The 17,145-nt window shown below is 46.1% G+C and carries 18 protein-coding genes; 6 read left to right on the top strand and 12 right to left on the bottom strand.

The window, feature by feature from the left end:
* Positions 1–5 precede the first annotated feature (5 nt).
* Genes cas4 through cas3 form a run of 7 tightly spaced genes read right to left on the bottom strand, consistent with a single transcriptional unit; the run spans position 6 to position 8,925 of the window.
* Positions 6–593: a CRISPR-associated protein Cas4 gene (gene cas4, locus SPB21_RS32120; protein ID WP_499869097.1), complete on the bottom strand. Its 588-nt coding sequence runs from the start codon at positions 591–593 to the stop codon at positions 6–8.
* 2 nt (positions 594–595) lie between these two features.
* A complete protein-coding gene (locus tag SPB21_RS32115) occupies positions 596–1,207 on the bottom strand; it encodes a hypothetical protein (RefSeq protein WP_499061951.1) in 612 nt (203 codons plus the stop codon).
* 40 nt (positions 1,208–1,247) lie between these two features.
* On the bottom strand, positions 1,248–2,048 hold the full coding sequence (gene cas6 / locus SPB21_RS32110; RefSeq protein ID WP_250565576.1) for a CRISPR system precrRNA processing endoribonuclease RAMP protein Cas6: 801 nt from the start codon (positions 2,046–2,048) through the stop codon (positions 1,248–1,250).
* Positions 2,032–2,763 (bottom strand): type I-D CRISPR-associated protein Cas5/Csc1, encoded by a 732-nt coding sequence (gene cas5d, locus SPB21_RS32105; protein ID WP_499869095.1) that lies wholly within the window; start codon positions 2,761–2,763, stop codon positions 2,032–2,034. Before cas5d ends, cas6 begins: the two co-directional genes overlap by 17 nt.
* 12 nt (positions 2,764–2,775) lie before the next feature.
* Positions 2,776–3,762: a type I-D CRISPR-associated protein Cas7/Csc2 gene (cas7d, locus tag SPB21_RS32100; RefSeq protein ID WP_499869093.1), complete on the bottom strand. Its 987-nt coding sequence runs from the start codon at positions 3,760–3,762 to the stop codon at positions 2,776–2,778.
* 47 nt (positions 3,763–3,809) lie between these two features.
* Positions 3,810–6,770 carry a type I-D CRISPR-associated protein Cas10d/Csc3 gene (gene cas10d / locus SPB21_RS32095; RefSeq protein WP_499869092.1) on the bottom strand — a complete coding sequence of 987 codons (2,961 nt, stop codon included), beginning with the start codon at positions 6,768–6,770 and terminating at the stop codon, positions 3,810–3,812.
* 31 nt (positions 6,771–6,801) lie between these two features.
* On the bottom strand, positions 6,802–8,925 hold the full coding sequence (cas3, locus tag SPB21_RS32090; protein ID WP_499869091.1) for a type I-D CRISPR-associated helicase Cas3': 2,124 nt from the start codon (positions 8,923–8,925) through the stop codon (positions 6,802–6,804).
* Positions 8,926–9,039: 114 nt separating this feature from the next.
* On the opposite strand from cas3, the gene SPB21_RS32085 reads away from it, so the two are divergent.
* Positions 9,040–9,984, top strand: a complete 945-nt coding sequence (locus tag SPB21_RS32085; RefSeq protein ID WP_499869090.1) for a helix-turn-helix transcriptional regulator — start codon at positions 9,040–9,042, stop codon at positions 9,982–9,984.
* 158 nt (positions 9,985–10,142) lie between these two features.
* On the opposite strand, the gene SPB21_RS32080 is transcribed toward SPB21_RS32085, so the two are convergent.
* Positions 10,143–10,370, bottom strand: a complete 228-nt coding sequence (locus SPB21_RS32080; RefSeq protein WP_163696305.1) for a helix-turn-helix domain-containing protein — start codon at positions 10,368–10,370, stop codon at positions 10,143–10,145.
* Between the two features lie 92 nt (positions 10,371–10,462).
* On the opposite strand from SPB21_RS32080, the gene SPB21_RS32075 reads away from it, so the two are divergent.
* The gene (locus SPB21_RS32075; protein WP_499869088.1) at positions 10,463–10,753 is read left to right on the top strand and encodes a hypothetical protein; all 291 of its coding nucleotides are present in this window, start codon (positions 10,463–10,465) and stop codon (positions 10,751–10,753) included.
* A gap of 20 nt (positions 10,754–10,773) precedes the next feature.
* Here the strand turns inward: SPB21_RS32075 and SPB21_RS32070 are convergent, their stop codons facing one another.
* The 4 genes from SPB21_RS32070 to SPB21_RS32055 all read right to left on the bottom strand — a co-directional run bounded on the left by SPB21_RS32070 (position 10,774) and on the right by SPB21_RS32055 (position 13,284).
* A complete protein-coding gene (locus SPB21_RS32070; RefSeq protein WP_499869176.1) occupies positions 10,774–11,049 on the bottom strand; it encodes a nucleotidyltransferase domain-containing protein in 276 nt (91 codons plus the stop codon).
* Positions 10,995–11,423, bottom strand: coding sequence for a nucleotidyltransferase substrate binding protein (locus tag SPB21_RS32065; RefSeq protein ID WP_499869086.1), 429 nt, complete (start codon positions 11,421–11,423; stop codon positions 10,995–10,997). Before SPB21_RS32065 ends, SPB21_RS32070 begins: the two co-directional genes overlap by 55 nt.
* Positions 11,424–11,552: 129 nt before the next feature.
* Positions 11,553–12,350, bottom strand: a complete 798-nt coding sequence (locus SPB21_RS32060; RefSeq protein WP_163671369.1) for a PhzF family phenazine biosynthesis protein — start codon at positions 12,348–12,350, stop codon at positions 11,553–11,555.
* Between the two features lie 202 nt (positions 12,351–12,552).
* Positions 12,553–13,284 carry a tetratricopeptide repeat protein gene (locus tag SPB21_RS32055; protein WP_499061960.1) on the bottom strand — a complete coding sequence of 244 codons (732 nt, stop codon included), beginning with the start codon at positions 13,282–13,284 and terminating at the stop codon, positions 12,553–12,555.
* A gap of 353 nt (positions 13,285–13,637) precedes the next feature.
* Here SPB21_RS32055 and bchB point away from each other — a divergent pair, with 353 nt between their 5' ends.
* From bchB to SPB21_RS32035, 4 genes are all read left to right on the top strand, one after another.
* Positions 13,638–15,164: a ferredoxin:protochlorophyllide reductase (ATP-dependent) subunit B gene (bchB, locus tag SPB21_RS32050; RefSeq protein ID WP_163671371.1), complete on the top strand. Its 1,527-nt coding sequence runs from the start codon at positions 13,638–13,640 to the stop codon at positions 15,162–15,164.
* 90 nt (positions 15,165–15,254) lie between these two features.
* Positions 15,255–15,761, top strand: coding sequence for a tetratricopeptide repeat protein (locus tag SPB21_RS32045; protein WP_490795379.1), 507 nt, complete (start codon positions 15,255–15,257; stop codon positions 15,759–15,761).
* Positions 15,749–16,426 carry a DUF3153 domain-containing protein gene (locus SPB21_RS32040; RefSeq protein WP_163671373.1) on the top strand — a complete coding sequence of 226 codons (678 nt, stop codon included), beginning with the start codon at positions 15,749–15,751 and terminating at the stop codon, positions 16,424–16,426. The genes SPB21_RS32045 and SPB21_RS32040 overlap by 13 nt, the downstream gene beginning before the upstream one ends.
* A gap of 136 nt (positions 16,427–16,562) precedes the next feature.
* A complete protein-coding gene (locus SPB21_RS32035; protein ID WP_163671374.1) occupies positions 16,563–16,919 on the top strand; it encodes a lipopolysaccharide assembly protein LapA domain-containing protein in 357 nt (118 codons plus the stop codon).
* Positions 16,920–17,145: the final 226 nt, after the last annotated feature.

The following is a 17,145-nucleotide window of genomic DNA, read 5'->3' as shown; positions in this document are numbered from 1 at the left end:
AAAAATTAACGGTGGACACTAGCTTGGAGAGATTTGGTCTCCATCGGAAGACAAATTTCCTGAAGGCTGCATGCTTGACATTTTTTGCGATGATCGATGGGGGCAGGGATCGATTGAGTAACAGCTGCTTGAGCATTCGCGATCGCACCCTCAGTCGCCTGTCTTAACTCTTCAGTAAAGGGCACATGTTCACGTCTACGATTAGCATGATAAAAAATCTCGCCATGGTCAATCGTTCGACCTGTGCGTTCTTCGATGCATAGGGCAGCGGCACAGAGCTGAAAGTGATCGCTAAGGTGTTGGCCCATACGACCTTTTTTATATTCGAGGGGAACAAGCTGACCATGGGTTTCTTCGACGGCATCGATTTTGCCGGAGACCATCAGACGATCGCTCCAGACCCATTGTTGTTGGTAAATGCGCGTATCGCCTTCTTGGCGAATAGTCTCTTCATCAATGTTACGATGGAGGTGACGACCCATAACAAGATGGGCATTGTCTTGCATTTCGCCAAGTTCGTATTCAAGATAAAAACGACGAGGACAATATTCCCACGCATTCAGGTATGCGAGGGGAAGATAATGTTTATTCATGGTTAGGGTGAAAGGGCTGCGACTAAAATACGCATAAGATCGTCTAAGTCTTCAGGAGCACGATAACTATCAAGCCCCTGCTCGATATGTTTAGTGTTACGGTCGAGCTGACCAAATTGCCAAACTGTTCCGGTTGTTATAGCTCCAAGTAAAATCGATTGTTCTGGGGTTTTCTCCCATTGATCCAGGGCGATCATTTCTGCAACAAGCTGGGTAAATCCGTAGTCTAAATCTTGGCGCTTTGCTTCGATAACAAGTAGTTCTGTTTGGGTTCTGAGTAAATAGTCTAGATAACCTTGAAGTTGGGTACTGACTTTAATGGGGTATTCGATCCGTAACTGGGCTTTTGTGTAATGGACTAACTCGGATACCACACGTGAAATTAGTACTTCGCGTCTTGAAGTTTCGCTGGCCAGGTTTACATAGGGTAGGATTTCTTCGATGCGATCGCACAGTTCCTGAATCCGGTCTAGTCCACCTGGAAAGCGAGGTAGGTCCAGCCGTTTGCGGCTCAAGGTATAGCCTAGCTCCTGGGCCAGTTCATCAGCCGGTATCTTCAGCTCAAAGATTTTGCTAAAGGTATAAGACTGATCGGGCTTAAGCACCTGAGTCATGCTGTACTCCTTGACTTGCTGTGGGCTTGATCTGGTTTCATTATCGTTGTTTAAGACGGGTTTGGCCCATACCCATGGCGGTTTTACGGCCTACGCCTGCAAAATAGGCAAAGTGGGCCAATATATTGGCAATCCGAGCTTGCTCTGGATCGGGAAAGTTATATTTAACCCAGCCAACTGAGCCGATTTGGGGACCTCCTTCCATTCGAATGGCTTTGGTTTTAAGGTCGTAGGCGGCAACCCAACCATTCCATTGGATTTTGGGAAAGGCTAAGGCTTCTGGGGCAAAGGTGTTCCAGCGTTTGAGGAGGCTACCGAAGACGCTATGGGCTAAAGGAAAGGGTTGAATGTGTTGGTCTTGTTTGAAGCTGGTGGGAGAGAGAAATTCAAGGGTAATGTCCTGACCAAGACTGGGGGCTTTCGCTAAAAGTGAATACTGGGAAGAGCCGACATGAGGATGACTTCCTGGCATGGCATATATTGCCTTGATGGAAAACGGGAAATCTACCATGACAACTTTCCCTAGTCCATGATTTTCTAGTCCCTTTAGTAGGGGTGAAATCAGGTCTCCATGCAAAATGCCTGCTCTTAAGGTGAATTCATCACCCGCCTTGACAAAGTTTTTTTTACGGCGATGCCCAATCAGCCCTGAAATACTCAGGGGGGCTCCCTGGATGTTATGCACTTGACTACCCAACTCAGGATCCGCATTACTTAGCCAGGTCATAATCTGAGCATGGGTGGCACGGTTTAGGTTTCTGGGTAAGGCACCTTGTTTTGATGCGACTAGTTGTATTGCGATCGCATGCAAATTATCTGATTCACTAAGCTGTGGCAGCATATCCAACTCCATAGGCTAAATCAGCCGGTAATTTTTTTCCGTCAGGCAATTGCCAGTAGTTTCCTTCTAGCTGGGCCTGACTCACGAGGCTCACAGGTGGCATCACAATGCGGTCATAGAGCTTTAGCTGGGTCTGTGGTGGTAAATCCATAGGGTTCAAAGGATGAGTACAGATGAAGGTTCCTTGTTTTCGCTCGATATCAGCCAGAGGAAAATATTGCACATGGATTTTCCCGGCCCATTTTCCTAATCGAATCCATTGCGGTAGAGTCTTTATCTCTAGCGCTTGAGGTGAGATTAAATACGTGCGGTAGGTACTCCCCACCGCTAACTCTTTGGCACGACCAAAATTGATCGGATAGTTACGCTTGGCTCCTTTGGCTCCAAACTGTTTAGACTGGCCATAATAAGTAACCTGAGCCGCCTTAAACGTATTCACTTGATAGCTCCATCGCATTGGTTTTGCAGGAAAGAGATACAGACCTGAATCATTCAATTGCAATAGATTTTGCTCATGGTCTGGATCGAGATAGCCTGGTTTTTGAGCTGTCTTACCCTGCATTCGATAAGGACGGGGAATGTGAGTTTCTGAGAAAAAGGCATAGGTTAAAGCCCAGTTGTGTAAATACTTCTCAGTCTCATAGAGTGTCCCCATCTCACGGGTGGCAAAAAACACATTGTCATGGAGTGTGAGATTGCATTGATAGATATGCATGTCGTTTACTCGCTATTTCTTCTTTTTGCCTTTGGCCATTGCACCATAGGTTGTGGCATAGGCAGTGGTTTGCTCATATAGGGTCTGAAGCTTCTCGCTAAGTTGAGCTTCATCCTGATAAATGACAGAAACCTCTCCAAGTAACTGGGTTAACTTATCACCAAGAATGACTTGATTCTTACGCACAGGTTCATTCTCTAATAGTGGCTCAATTTGTTCAGCTGCACGTTGGCAGAGTGTGTCAATCGGTGCTGATAGATCTGACTTACTGGCATCGTATAGGGCTTGGGTAAAATGTAAGTTACTGAATATTTCACCATCAGTAAACGCAATACCAACAATGTGATTCTTGACCGTTCCAGTTCGAGTCTCTTGAGCCCCATATCGTCGCGTACGCAGTAAATTACCTAATACATATATAAAGCCCTCTAAAGTCGAATCCTTCAGAGTTTCAACCGTTGGAAAGGTGACTTCAGGCAAAATATGGTCCAGCTCATTAATAGAACTCCGCATCTCACCCTTTTCACTCATGGTTCCACCTTCAAACGGTGCATTAAAGGTAAAACTCTTATGGGAGGTTTCGTAAGGGCTTAATGAAAAAGCAGAGTCAGAATAAACCTTAGATCTTTCAGAGCCACTATCACCAATGGCAAAACCGTAAATAATACAATCTGGACAGTGTTTGCAAGAATCTTCACCATTATATTCACAATATTTTTTATCAGCTTTATCTGCACTGGTCAGTTCTAAGGCTCTTAGCAATTCTCTACCAGCTAGCCGTTCCGGTGTTGTTTGTTTCCGCTTGAACATGACTAAACGACTAATTGTCTCTTTAGTTTTAGCACCAGCCTGTGTCCTTGCTGTATTTAGCACACCGTCCGTTTGGAAAACTGGAAATGACTGACTATGACGTAGCATCAAAAAGTGAATGTATTTACCAGAGGCAAGACGGGGGAAGGCACTATGAAATTCAGGCTTTAACGTTTCGAGAATAGACATAACACGAAGTTCCTTGGATGAATTTTGATGGGCTTCTTTGGACAAAATTAGGCTGCTGATTCAGTTTCTGATTCCGCTTTTTGCTGTGTGTCTTCTAAATCCAACATTCGATATGCGAATTCAACGCCAGATTTGATTCTGTTTCGATTTTCCTGAAGTAAGGCAATATCTCTTTTATATTGTTCCTGAAACAAGTTCTTGACGCAGGTCGTCATAAATTGCTGGATTGCCTGTAGTTCCTCAGTTGTTCGATTTGTAGTATCTTTCGACTTATCTACCCATATTGGTCTGGTATAAATTTCCTGACGCTTAATAGCATCTTGAAGCTGACCAGCACCTTCCAAAATTAAGTCTGCGTCAGGAATGTCAGGTGGGACCGATAAAATTGTGTCTAGTGCTTTTGTGAGAGGAAGCAAAATTGCATGACTGGAGGTCTTATTATTAACTTTAATTTTGTAAAACTGTCGATATTCTTGGGCTAAACGTTCTATAAGGGATATCTGTTCTTCCATGATGGCATCTCCTTGAGACCAAAGTTGAGCATATTTCCAATAGCGTTGGGCGTCGTCTGGTGTAGGGTCACGTTTTCGTTTACGACAGCCTGATTCCGCCAGCCTAAATAGGTTCAGCACGTTACTCATTAGCTGTCGCACGGTGTCTGGCAGGGCACGCCAGCGTGGATCTGGTTTGTCAGCCTGATTCTCTAAATGGACACTGTAGGCGATTAGTAGGCGCTGCATAAAATCATCTATTCGCTGAATACGTCCCTGGTGGTATTCCTCTAGGTGAATAGAATCAGGTAAATTGAGAACACTCCAGAAGTTAGCAAGCCCATCTAATTTGATAGATTCTCTAAAATCACTGTCACTTCTATATAGAGGCGTTTGGCTAGCTGTGGCCACAACCTTAATACCTAAGAACTTGGCAATTAAAAGAGATAGAAAAGCAGGCTCTGCCCAAGCATCGGTGTGAGTTTTACCCCGTGTAGTGGTATAGCTGATACCTAAGAAAGGTAAGTCTTGCCCAGCATATTTTTCGTCATTAAATCGCCCCTCCTCAGCCTCTGTCTCCGAAAGCCATGGAAACTGTTTTAGTGCGTTGATATCTAAATCGTGCTCAAGCAAGAACTTATGTAATTCCCAAAAATTCACTCGTTTGAGGTCATTGACTAATACACGCACTGCCTGGGCTACCTGAGGCGAGTATACATAAGCAGGGTACATATATAGGAAGATAGGCTGCTGGTCTTCCATTTTGCCAGAGGGTACAGCCCATTTTGACTGCCGTAAAAGCATTTCCAGAGACCAGATTTTGGAAATGCCTCGTTTGATTTGTCCACCCCCCAATGGATTCTTATTACTGTATTGCTGAGGCTTAAAAAGAACTACAGAGTCCATCTGATCTTCTGAGATAAACTCACCTGAACTTAGAGAGCAAATGGGCTGCTTGGAGGCTTTGGTTTTAGCAATGGTATAGCGTTCTAGTTCCTGCTGAAATGATCCTTTTGTATTATCCCAACCCGATATTTCAAGATACTGATCGAGATAACTAAGAAAGGCATCTTTAGTCGGATTAACAGTTCCTGGTAATAATTGTTTCTCTGTTGCCCAGTCAGCAAGGGCTGTAACGAACTCCTCTAATATTTCAGAAAACTGCTCTGTGTCCAATGGTTGATGTTTCAGAACATATTCAGCGGTAGCTCGGTACCAACCATAGTTGACACCACCTTTTTGTACCTGAGTTTGTTCAGGTGTTATTTCATCCTGAATGTTTAGCCACTCTAGTACCCATGGTGTGAATTCAGAAATTTTACTAAAAAATTCCTTTTGAACAAGACCAATCAGCTCAGCTAAACGGTCACTGCGAATATCAGCCACCGCACCAAGCCGTTCTCGCTCAGTTTCACTTAGTTCTAGACTGGCAAGTCGTTTTGGTGTTGCTGGGGCTTTTTCATTTCTGACTTTAGCTATAATGACTTCTGGCAACCCTCGAATAAGTTGCTCAGGGGGAAATAGCTCTAACGTTTGAGGTGAAACCTTCACACCTTTACCATCACGTTTGAAGCCAATATCTCCTCCTAACATGGCTCCAGAGAGTATTGCCTCAACAGAGTTCCATAGAGCATGTTTAAGATTGTCAGGTTCTGGCACCTCTGTTTCTGTGGGGGCTAAGTACACAGCCCCTTGAGCAAAATACAAGATAGGCTGCCAGTCTTCTTGTGCAGTAAAGGCTAAAACAGCGTTGTGGATACCATTACTTAAAATACCTGTGACATCCCGCAGGCGATGATAAACAAGCTTCCCTGATATACCGAGGCTATCTAAATGATCCTGCAGCCGATCACCACGGGTTGTTGTGGCGATTTCAGCAGGATTAGTCATATGGACTGCCACATCACCAAAAGCAAGTAGTGGTCGTAATGGATTGAGTAAACGGCGATTACGTATGTTGAAGTCTGGCCAGTTTCGTGGGGCTAAATTAGTGCCATGTTTGCCCTGAGTATTTTGAGCAAGAAATCCAATTTCTGATACATAATCTTGCCACTCAGTCCAAAAACTTCCAAAATCTAGCATTTTTCCCATTTCGTGACAAAGCGCCAGGATACTATCTACTTCATAAGCTTTGGGTGGATCGTCTTCTTCCCCCTGGCAGTACTTGTTATAATCGTGCAACGTTAAGCCCAGGCACAGCAACCGTTTTTCGGCATCAGTTAAATCACTGTCTGGCAACAATGGAATGAGGTTCCAAGCGGTTAGCAAACCATTGAGGACATGTACGAGCAAGCTCTGATCAGCACTGTTTGACCATCGTTGTGCTGTTTCTTCTGCATAGGGATGTTTTTTACGTGTTAAGCGATCAAGGTGGACCTCATAGGACCCACCTAGGGCAGTAATAGAACCAAACTTCTGCTCCATTGCAGGCAAAACCGTATCAATGAACTGTCGCAAAATAGGATCAGTATCAGCAGCGAGGGTGTTAATTAGCAGCGTTTGTAATAGAGTTGCCATAACAGTTTTGGAAAGAGTGTGTAGGACTGTATTAGAAGAAAAGAGAACCTGCCTGTCGACAGAACTTTGTCAGTCGATGGTGTTTTTCAAAGGCTTTTAGCAGTAGTGCATCTTGATTAAATGCACAGGCATAGGCTTGTTCAGAAGCATCTGTCAGGTGATGTAATCCAAAGAGGGGACTGAGACGCAATGCTTTTGCAATATCCCAATGGAACTGACGTTTTCCTAGTGGTATTAGGAAAGCTAACGTTGGTTTTTGACTGAGGGCACGAACAACTTCAATTTGAGGATGATTCTCGATTCTCAACCCTTTAATCTGAATTAGATCGCAACATTTTAGTTCACTGCTATCTCGATTACATCGCAGTTGAATGGGCAAACGTTCATCTAGCCAGTACTGAACTTTAATGTAGACCTTGGCATAGCTGAAAAACTCTTCTCCATATCCAGCTTTATCCGCAGCCGTTAAAAAGTCAGATTCTTCGATGATTTCTACATGCGTATAGGGCAACAGCCTGAGCAAATCATAAGTGTAAAAGCGATGGTCATCCCATACAGCTGCTTGTAACGTTGTGCCACCTCGAAATCTCAAAAGCTCTTCCTGGGTAGCTTTGCCAATAGAGTCATTGCCCATGGCATGCCAACATTTGCGAACACCCTCTAACTTGGCTTCGCTATAGACTGGGATGAGGGCAGAGAGGATGCGATCGCAAATCGGTTCCATCACCTTGGCAGACTCACTCACCTGTTTAATCTGCCAGAGCATTCCTTGAGCCTGTAATGCACCCCACTGTTGACGATATTGCTCAAACTCCTTCGGTTCTTCAAAGGCAGAGCGAATCGCATCATTAAGCATTTGTCGCTCAACGACCTGACCCTCATTTAAAGACTTTTCAAGTCGCGAATAAATCCAGGGTGCATGACCAGGCAACAAACAAAAAGCATGATACCCCTGAAACCCTTGATGACGTCCTAAACGTCCTAGCCGTTGGATAACTGTTGCCGAATTACTACTCTCAAAAATAAGCAGGTGAATCTTAAAATCAACACCCACATCCACAGCAGATGTACCCACAACAAGAACAGGATGTGGAGAATCTTTTAATTTTTCCTGCGTCTTGCGCCGTTCTTGACGATCAATCCGTCCACTGATTTCAGTAATTTCAAAATTATCAGGTAGCAACGTCTTCAATAGACGAACAACCCTCCCTGCCTGGGCCACAGAGTTCAAAATCAGCAGACCACGACCGTTGGCTTCAGCAAGCAGTAAATTTTGGAGTAGCCCTACATTATCCTGTAGCCAATCTAAGATTCCTTGCTTTGGTTTTAGTTTTACAAACTCCAGCTCTACAGGCTGTAGTATCGGTCGATACCCCGTCCTAGCTTCGCTAGCGTACTGCCCAGAAATAGACTTCACCTTAAACCCAGAGGCTTCTAACTGCTTAATAAATGTTGTCTTTGGGGTTGCCGATGTAAACAGAAACTTACGCTTTCCCTGGGCAGATGCCCGTATAAAACAGAGACTGTTGAGCACAGCCGATTCCTGATGGGGGCCAAAGATATGAAACTCATCAAAGACCCAATAATCAGGAAATGTGGCCATCAACATGGGGAGTTCCGCATTGTCATAAGCGGCATTGCGATACCGAAAATGCAGCATCAGATGCAACAGGTCTGGATTCGTTAATAAAACGGGTTTATGTTGAATCGCTAGTTCTAATTCTCGAAAACGATTTCTGTCATTGGCCTTTACCCGACGAGCTAACTCCTGGCCGTAAAGCAAATCAATTCGTTTTTGAGCATTCAGTCCAAATTTTTGGTGATAATCTTGCTGCCCTCGTAGCTGATCTTCAACTAGCTCATTGGTTGGGTATAACCCCACCATGCGATATTGCGAATCAAGCAAAATGGGCAGAGTTGCGGCCAATGATTTACCATCACCCGTCACACTCGTATTAAAAATAATGTCAGCTTCACCATCAAAAACGGCTGCTGCCGTTTCTGCCTGATGACTCGATAGGGGACAGGTGCAATCATCCATCGGTTGAAAATCAGACGATTTGTCAGTTACTCGGCATGATTGCTGGCAACCTAGGGGACAGGCACCAAAACCTGCATTCACTTGTGAATAGAGTGGTTTGACTAGAATCTTCATGGCACTCATCCTTGCTTGCCATATCCTAGACCCTTTCTTAAAATAGATAATGCCATATATTGGCTCTATCTAAATTTATTTTAGAACTCTCTAGTTATTCTGGGAGTCAAAGCGATGCCAGCAGGATTTAATCAACTGAAATTTGCGATCGCAATTCTTCAAAAACTTGCAGAGAAACCATATTTTCCTAAAACCCTCAGTGAGGAGCTGTATCAGTTTTTAGAGGAAAATGGCCAATCCACAGACGACGCAACGCGTAAAATCAGCCGCATGATAGGGAAAATGCGTGACTGTGGCTTTGAAATAAAGAGTGCTCCCAATCGTCCTTATAAATTAGTTCAATCTAACTTTCCAGTTATTCTCACTCCGCATCAACGCGAAGCACTAGCTCTAGCCGCCTACATCCTGAATGACATGGGATTCTCAAGCCAAGCTAGCCAGATACTTCAAATCTCAGGCTTCGAGCAAAGCCAACTACCATCACAGGTAAAGGTCAACTTTAGCCCTCCAGTAGACTACGGAGAAGATCGCCTAGACACCGTTGTCCAAACCCTGCAAGACCGTTTCCAAAAACATCGCCGTTACACCATTCGCTATCGCAGTAGCAGTGGCCAAGAACGTCCCTGGGATCTAGACCGTTCAGAATTACGATTACACAATGGAGTCCTTTACTTATTTGCCTATGCCCCTGACTTTTCAGCTCGTCATCATGATGTCGAAAAAAATCAAATCTTTCGAGTAGATCGCATTCTCACTGTAGGAGCAGCCTCCAATATCCCCTGGGGCAGATTGACATTCCCATCCATCGACTTAACCTACCGAATGACCGGACCACTCGGCAGATATCAACCACGTCGAGCCAATGAAACAATAATCAAACGAGATTCTGCCAAAACTTCCCAATGGGTTGAGATCAGCACAACAGAAGAGTCTTTATTTTGGTTCCGCCAGCGTCTACTCCAGTATGGAGAGAACATACGGCTTCTAGCACCAGAATGGTTTGTCAAAAAGATAGCAGCTGAGATGCTCCGCTCTGCCCAGAATTACCAGACTAATTGAACTAAGTTTCATGGAACAGAAAATTTCTCCCACCAACAATGGGAGTTTTGGATTTCTGCCACTACTGGTGGCAGATTTAGAATTTCTCGCACCATTATCGCGAGTTTTAAACAGGCTAACCGCCAAGGGGTGATGGATTGCCCGAAACAGCTGAATAGCTAAACCTCATCCCCCAAGTAACTTTGCATAAAAGCGTTTGCTGATTCAGGATTCAGAGTCTTTAACGCCCTAACAATCTCAACTACCGTTTCCGCCGTCGGATCACGTTTTTCATTTACCCAACGGTAAACATTGTTGCGCTCCACATTCATCGCAACTGACAGACTATATTGACTAATTTCATAGGACTCAAGCACTTGCTTGAGCGCCTTTCCCGCTTTTCCCATGGGCACATCCTGTCAGAGGTTTTCACCCCCGTAAACAGCCCAATGGTTGACAGTCGTCCTAGTGGTCGTCTAATTTGATTCTAGACATCCAAATGGACGACGTTGCCATGTACACCAGCTTTCTGGCTACACCCGCTCTAACCACTGAAATAACCACCCCTGAGTCAGCCCTCCAGCTCTACTCAGTCCCAAAACCTGACCGCGAGCCCGTCAAAATCCTTATCATCGGCTCCCAGGCAGCCGTCAACACCATCATCCACAGCCTCCACCATCACCACTTCGCCGAACCATTTGAGTGGACCCAATTCCTCCCCACCGATCGCCCCATCCAACCCCAACCCGGCGAATCTATGCGAGCCTTGGTGAAATACCTGCCCCGTTAGTAAATTATTGACTAGCCGCACTAACATCTACTATTAGATACTTGAGTAGGTTCCTGTTGCTCATCAATCGACGGCTTCTTCTCATAGAAAGTAAGCCCAACTCGATTAATATGAGCAATCACATCAGGATTCTCAATATGGCTAAAAATCGATAGGTCAAACAGATATGGCAACAGCAAATCGTCTAGCTGATGTTCGATAGCCAATAACTGTTCATGGGAAATATCCCTACCCATTAGGGTCAAATCAATATCCGACCCTGGCCGATAATTACCTTTGGCTCGTGATCCGTACAGGACAACCCGTTCAATTTTAGTGAACTGTCTTTTATATTTTCTGCAATAGCTTGAGCCGTTGCCTGATTATAAGTATGACTAGTCCGATTTCGCTCTCTAATCATATCCATCCAGCTTCCACCATCTTCAATCAGACCCACATTAAAAGCAAGACGGGTGGCATCCCGTGAGCCATAAATGTTCTGATTACCTTGATACTGCAAATAATCTTTTAAGACATTCCAGGCTAGCTCATGGGCATATTTAAACGACTGGATTAGCCCTTGCTCTTCCAGTTCATTCAATTCACCCTTATCAATAAACTTGGTAAGCTGCGCCAGGGCTCTCTCGTAGTTGGCAAAACGCTGCTTCCATCGCATATCTGGATCTATCATCGGTTAGCCTATCTACCCAGCATTAAATTTCGTTCGGCTCAATCCCAAGGGCGGCTAATCGCTCTTCTAAAGCTTTTGCTCGGCGCTCTGCCACATTGTCTTCATTGGCTCAGTGCTACTTCACCCTCATCACAGCAATAGCTCACCGCGCAGAACCGAGACGGCCTTCCCACTGATATAAATTCGCTTTGGTGTGCATTCTACGTGTAGTACGCCACCACGGGGTGATGCTTGGTAAGCGACCATGGTATCTTTGCCCAGTTTTGCTTGCCAATAGGGGGCTAAAGAACAGTGGGACGAACCAGTCACCGGATCTTCAGGAATACCGATGGCCGGTGCAAAATAACGGGAGACAAAATCGTAGGGAGAGTCTCCAACACTGGTGACAATGACACCTTGGTAGGGTAATTTTGCGAGCCTATCTAAATCTGGGGCGAGGTTAGCAACAGCTTGATGCGATCGCAACTCTACCAAATAATTCACATCATTACGCGCCCCATGGACAATATCCGCATGGTTCATGGCCGCCACCATAGCTGGAGAAATAGATGCATCATGGACAGGCTGAGCTGGAAAATCTAGCTGAATGAAATTACCGTTGCGAGAGGCCAACAGCTCTCCGCTCTTGGTCTGAAAACGGGCTGTAATGTCAGGCGATAGGTGTCCTTCACTCCAAAGTACATGGGCACTGGCCAAGGTGGCATGGCCACATAACTCAATTTCATCCGTTGGTGTAAACCATCGCAAACTATAGTTACCCTCATCTTTAAGGGCATAGAGAAACGCCGTTTCTGACAAATTCATTTCCTTGGCAATCTGCTGCATTAGAGATTCATCCAAAGGGGTTTCACTCACACATACGGCAGCTGGGTTACCGCCAAAGGGGCGATCTGTAAAGGCGTCTACCTGAATGACGGGCTGTTTCATCGGTTAGCTGTTAAGGGGACCTGTGGGAAATAGTATCGCGCTGTGGGTAGGGATGGCGGGGAACGGAAAAAATGACAATCATAAAAAAAAAAGGCCTGGTTTTCTTTTTTGAGAAAACCAGGCCTCAATCTGACCTAAACAAAGTTGTCATTAGAATAAACGAGAATGGGGCACTCCTTGATCATCAAAGCTGCTTAAAGGCCTAAAATAGTTCTAACTGATTTCGGAGCGCTGTAGCACGATAGTCATGGCCTGTCGCTTCATTCATTTGAAGTATCTCACTGGCAATGTCTGTTTGCGATAGATAGGCATCCCTGCGCTGGGCATAAAATTCAGCAATGTCAGGATTGAGATTAATGGCACGGGTGTAGGTTGAGCGCGCACCTTCATAGTCCTGACTAATCTGCTGTGCTTGAGCCTCTAACAACAACCGCTGAGACACGGTTGCTGTTTCTACGGTCATTCGATAGCGCACCGTCGATGGCGAGGTTGTCTCAGCAGCTGCAACATCAGTGTCTACGGCGAATTGAGGCTCAACTTCATAATCAAACAGAGGCTCAATCTCGTAGCTCATCGGAGTACCCTTATGCTCACCGGGTAGGGTCAAAACAACAAGATGACTAATCTGTGATTTCTGTGTGGGATCAACCGTGCGATAGCTCACCTGGTTCTCAACAAAAAGAGGCGTATGCTTGCCAGCAACATAAACTGCAACACGACTAACAATACCAGGATTGTTATTGGCTAACTTGAGTTTAATCGCCACCGTTTGCCCCACTTCAGCCGTCAGCTGATGCCTTAGGGGTTGGTAAGTATCCTCTGTTACCAACTTTGTTTCTGTTGCACCGGCCTGTAGCAGCACCTCGGCTGATACGGGCATGGCTAATCCCAGCAATACGCCCATCACACCTAAACTACTGACTATGGACCGCATGTTGGCCTCCTAAGGAACACTGAAGAACATTGATATGGATTACTCCACATGGTAAAGCTACCGTTCCAGAACAATCGGGACGGTATTTGAAACTACATAGGAACTTTATGGCAAAATTTTATGGTACCCAGGAACCTTTGTAGAGCCGTTCCATGGAACGTCCCTACATGATTGCAACGACCCTTCATTTGCATCATTTACTCCGTTAGCTGTAACCCATTCTTACAAACCGTTGCGAATCGTTTAGCGATACCCGTGTCTGATGAAGGACTCCCATATTCTGAGGGTTGGGCTCCCCATCATCGGGACATTGCCCTAACCCATCCCAGAATCTTTCCACCGGAGCGCTGTCTATGAAACTGGCCTATTGGATGTATGCAGGTCCCGCCCATATCGGCACCTTGCGTATTGCCAGCTCATTCAAAAATGTCCATGCCATCATGCATGCCCCACTAGGGGATGATTATTTTAATGTCATGCGCTCTATGCTGTCTCGTGAGCGAGATTTTACGCCAGTAACGACTAGCGTTGTCGATCGTCATGTATTAGCGCGAGGCTCTCAAGAGAAAGTTGTCGATAATATTACCCGTAAAGATAAGGAAGAAAATCCTGATCTGATTGTTCTCACACCGACCTGCACCTCCAGCATTTTGCAAGAAGATCTGGCTAACTTTGTTGAGCGCGCTCAGATGGATGCCCAAGGTGATGTCATGCTAGCAGATGTGAATCACTATCGCGCCAATGAGCTACAGGCGGCTGACCGCACGCTGCAACAGATTGTTGAATTTTATCTAAAGAAGGCGGCCAAGCAGGGAGACTTACCTGTAGAGAGAACGGAAAAGCCGTCGGTCAATATCATCGGCATTACCACCCTAGGTTTTCACAACAACCATGATGTGACCGAGTTAAAACGGCTGATGGCAGACCTGGGGATCGAGGTCAATGCCGTAATTCCTGAAGGTGCTTCGGTCCATGACCTTAAGAATTTGCCCAAAGCCTGGTTTAACCTGATCCCCTATCGGGAGATTGGCTCACTCACTGCCGAATATTTGCAGCGTGAGTTTGAGATGCCCTATGTGGATATTACGCCCATGGGTGTAGTCGAAACGGCCCGCTGTATTCGTGCAATCCAAAAACTCTTAAATGAGCGCGGTGTTGCTGCCAATTATGACCAGTTTATTGATGACCAAACTCGGTTTGCCTCACAGGCGGCCTGGTTCTCTCGCTCTATCGACTGTCAAAATCTGACGGGCAAACGCTGCGTTGTCTTTGGTGATAATACCCATGCTGCGGCCCTCACCAAAGTTCTCTCGCGGGAAATGGGGCTAAAGGTGGTATTAGCGGGTACTTATTGCAAGTATGACGAAGCTTGGTTCCGCCAGGAGGTGGAAGGGTACTGTGACGAGGTGCTGATTAGTGAGGATAATGGTGCGATCGCAGATAAAATTGCCCAGCTAGAACCCGCCGCCATTTTTGGTACCCAAATGGAACGTCATGTGGGCAAGCGTCTCAACATCCCCTGTGGGGTGATTGCTGCTCCCATCCATGTCCAAAATTTTCCCGTTGGCTATCGTCCTTTCCTTGGCTATGAAGGCGCTAATCAGCTAGTCGACTTGATCTACAACTCCTTTACCCTGGGCATGGAAGATCACCTGCTAGAAATCTTCGGTGGTCACGACACCAAGGAAGTCATCACCCACACACTGTCTGCCGATGCCGACTTAAACTGGACAACCGATGGCCTCACCGAGTTGAAACGCGTTCCAGGGTTTGTCAGAGGCAAGGTCAAGCGCAATACTGAAAAATTTGCACGCGAGCAAGGCTATACGGAAATTACGGCTGAAGTCATTTATGCGGCCAAAGAAGCGGTTGGGGCCTAGAAATCGTGTAGGGATGTTCCATGGAACGTCCCTACACAATTCACCGTAAAATATCTGAGCACCAGGATATTAGACCAGAGACTAGCCGCAATGCCAAATGCAGCCAATCAACGCGCCCAAGCCGCCTTTCAATTGGGGCAACAGGCCTTTGAGCGGGGCCGCTATGCCGATGCCGTCAACGCCTTTGAACAGGGCATCGCTGAGCAACCGAGTATCGCTTTAGAGGGTGAGTTAAAACTATGGCTCGTGAATGCATTAGCCGCTTCAGATCGGCGTCAAGAAGCCATTGAGCTATGTGGCAAGCTGGCCCTGCATCCAGACTTGGACGTCAGAAAACAAAGCAAACGGGTGCTGTACATTATCCAGGCTCCAAAACTACAGGCTAGGGAAGAATGGCTCACTAAGATCCCAGATCTGGCGACCCTGGAAAGTAGCGAGGAAAAACCCTGGCAACCCCGTCCACCCAAGCCCCGTCGCCTCAAGCCACCACCGCCGCCCCTGCCCCTCAGTGAAGTTAATACTGAAGATAATGGCTTTGTATGGTTTGCCTTGATGGGTAGCGCCATTGTACTGGGGGGGCTTTGGTGGCTAAGTTAAGACATCTGATCGTTCGACTACTGGTGATTACAGCCCTATCCCTGGGGTTAACAGGCTGTGTCGATTATCAATTGGGCATACAGTTTGGCAGTCAAACCCACGGTGTTTTAGTCCAAACTCTGCACCTTGACGATCAGTTTGTTGCCCTCAATAACAATGTCCGGCAGCAGTGGCTGGAGATTTTTATCGAAGAAGCTAAAGTCTTTTCAGGCAAGGTAACCTCTCTAGACGATGGCGCACTCCAAATACGCATCGACTTCTACAACGGTGCTGACTTAGTGCAGAAATTTAATCAACTTTTTGCCGAAGATGGACTGATGACCCAGGTGCCAGGGGCTCCACCTGTACTGGCCCATTTGGACCTTACCCAACAAAATTGGGGTGTAGCTCTGCTCAATCATCTCCAGGCTGACATTGACCTGGGTGCCCTAAAAGCCGATAGCGCCATTGGTGATGGTGGAGCCTTAGATCGCTGGCGCACCTTAACCCTCAGTTTTCAGTTAGGGTCCCTGGGTAAAACCCACCAATGGCCCTTGAAACCCGGCCAGGTGAACACCATCGACACCACATTTTGGCTCCCTAGCCCGATTGGAATTGGGGCTGTGGTCATTGCCCTGATCTGTGCTGCTGGCTATGGGGTGCGGTATGGATTTAATCGAAGGTAACGCCTGATAATTTTAGGGTTTGATCAAATAATGCCAGCCTGACAGTCTTTTAATAAATAAAAATGTTCTCCCGATTCTGACTGTCCTGTAGTAGCCTGTACCTGACCTATATAAAACACGATTTGAGGTGACTGCTATGCGGCAGATTAACTTTGTCGTTATCTTTGTCATTTGCTTAGCCCTCGTACTGTTTGGCATTGAGAATACAGAGTCCGCTACTATCCATGTTGTGCGTGGGGTGAATATTGAAGCACCACTGTGTATCGAGCTCATGATTTCTCTGGGTGTCGGTGCGGTTCTCGCCTGGGTATTTAGCGTGTGGGTGCAGGTACAGGGATATTTCAATATCAACCCTCAAGTCCAGCAGCGGGAAATGCGCATTCAGCAGCTAGAAGAAGATGTCGAGCGCTATCGAGTGGAACTGGAAGACCTACAGCCCATGCTGCCAGGTGCTGCCAATAAAGATGCTGGTACTGAAGAAGCGGTTGCTTAGGTAGGCGTCGCTAGCAGGCGCGTCGCTATGCGGGTAGCCTGGGCGTTGCCCTACTCACATGAGGTAAAAAGGGACGTGAACAGGGCAATGGGATATTTCCCACCCGGCTCAGGTCTCTTTTTTCATTCTCGATAAATAATTGGTTGATCTAAACCTAGTGCTGTAGAACATTTGTTCAATGGTCATTTTTTACTCGTTTCTAAACCGGTCGATGGGTCTTTGTAAC

This window comes from Leptothoe sp. ISB3NOV94-8A (assembly GCF_043421595.1).
GTDB lineage: Bacteria > Cyanobacteriota > Cyanobacteriia > Phormidesmidales > Phormidesmidaceae > Leptothoe > Leptothoe turfae.
This window is presented reverse-complemented; position numbering and strand designations above follow the sequence as displayed.

Bases quoted from the DNA above. Each gene is read 5' to 3' on its own strand.
- SPB21_RS32115 (WP_499061951.1), bottom strand. From the start codon at position 1,207: ATGACTCAGGTGCTTAAGCCCGATCAGTCTTATACCTTTAGCAAAATC.
- SPB21_RS32060 (WP_163671369.1), bottom strand. From the start codon at position 12,350: ATGAAACAGCCCGTCATTCAGGTAGACGCCTTTACAGATCGCCCCTTT.
- cas5d (WP_499869095.1), bottom strand. From the start codon at position 2,763: ATGCATATCTATCAATGCAATCTCACACTCCATGACAATGTGTTTTTT.
- bchB (WP_163671371.1), top strand. From the start codon at position 13,638: ATGAAACTGGCCTATTGGATGTATGCAGGTCCCGCCCATATCGGCACC.
- SPB21_RS32045 (WP_490795379.1), top strand. From the start codon at position 15,255: ATGCCAAATGCAGCCAATCAACGCGCCCAAGCCGCCTTTCAATTGGGG.
- SPB21_RS32035 (WP_163671374.1), top strand. From the start codon at position 16,563: ATGCGGCAGATTAACTTTGTCGTTATCTTTGTCATTTGCTTAGCCCTC.
- cas4 (WP_499869097.1), bottom strand. From the start codon at position 593: ATGAATAAACATTATCTTCCCCTCGCATACCTGAATGCGTGGGAATAT.
- cas10d (WP_499869092.1), bottom strand. From the start codon at position 6,770: ATGGCAACTCTATTACAAACGCTGCTAATTAACACCCTCGCTGCTGAT.
- cas7d (WP_499869093.1), bottom strand. From the start codon at position 3,762: ATGTCTATTCTCGAAACGTTAAAGCCTGAATTTCATAGTGCCTTCCCC.
- SPB21_RS32055 (WP_499061960.1), bottom strand. From the start codon at position 13,284: ATGCGGTCCATAGTCAGTAGTTTAGGTGTGATGGGCGTATTGCTGGGA.
- SPB21_RS32065 (WP_499869086.1), bottom strand. From the start codon at position 11,423: ATGATAGATCCAGATATGCGATGGAAGCAGCGTTTTGCCAACTACGAG.
- SPB21_RS32085 (WP_499869090.1), top strand. From the start codon at position 9,040: ATGCCAGCAGGATTTAATCAACTGAAATTTGCGATCGCAATTCTTCAA.
- SPB21_RS32075 (WP_499869088.1), top strand. From the start codon at position 10,463: ATGGACGACGTTGCCATGTACACCAGCTTTCTGGCTACACCCGCTCTA.
- SPB21_RS32080 (WP_163696305.1), bottom strand. From the start codon at position 10,370: ATGGGAAAAGCGGGAAAGGCGCTCAAGCAAGTGCTTGAGTCCTATGAA.
- cas6 (WP_250565576.1), bottom strand. From the start codon at position 2,048: ATGCTGCCACAGCTTAGTGAATCAGATAATTTGCATGCGATCGCAATA.
- cas3 (WP_499869091.1), bottom strand. From the start codon at position 8,925: ATGAAGATTCTAGTCAAACCACTCTATTCACAAGTGAATGCAGGTTTT.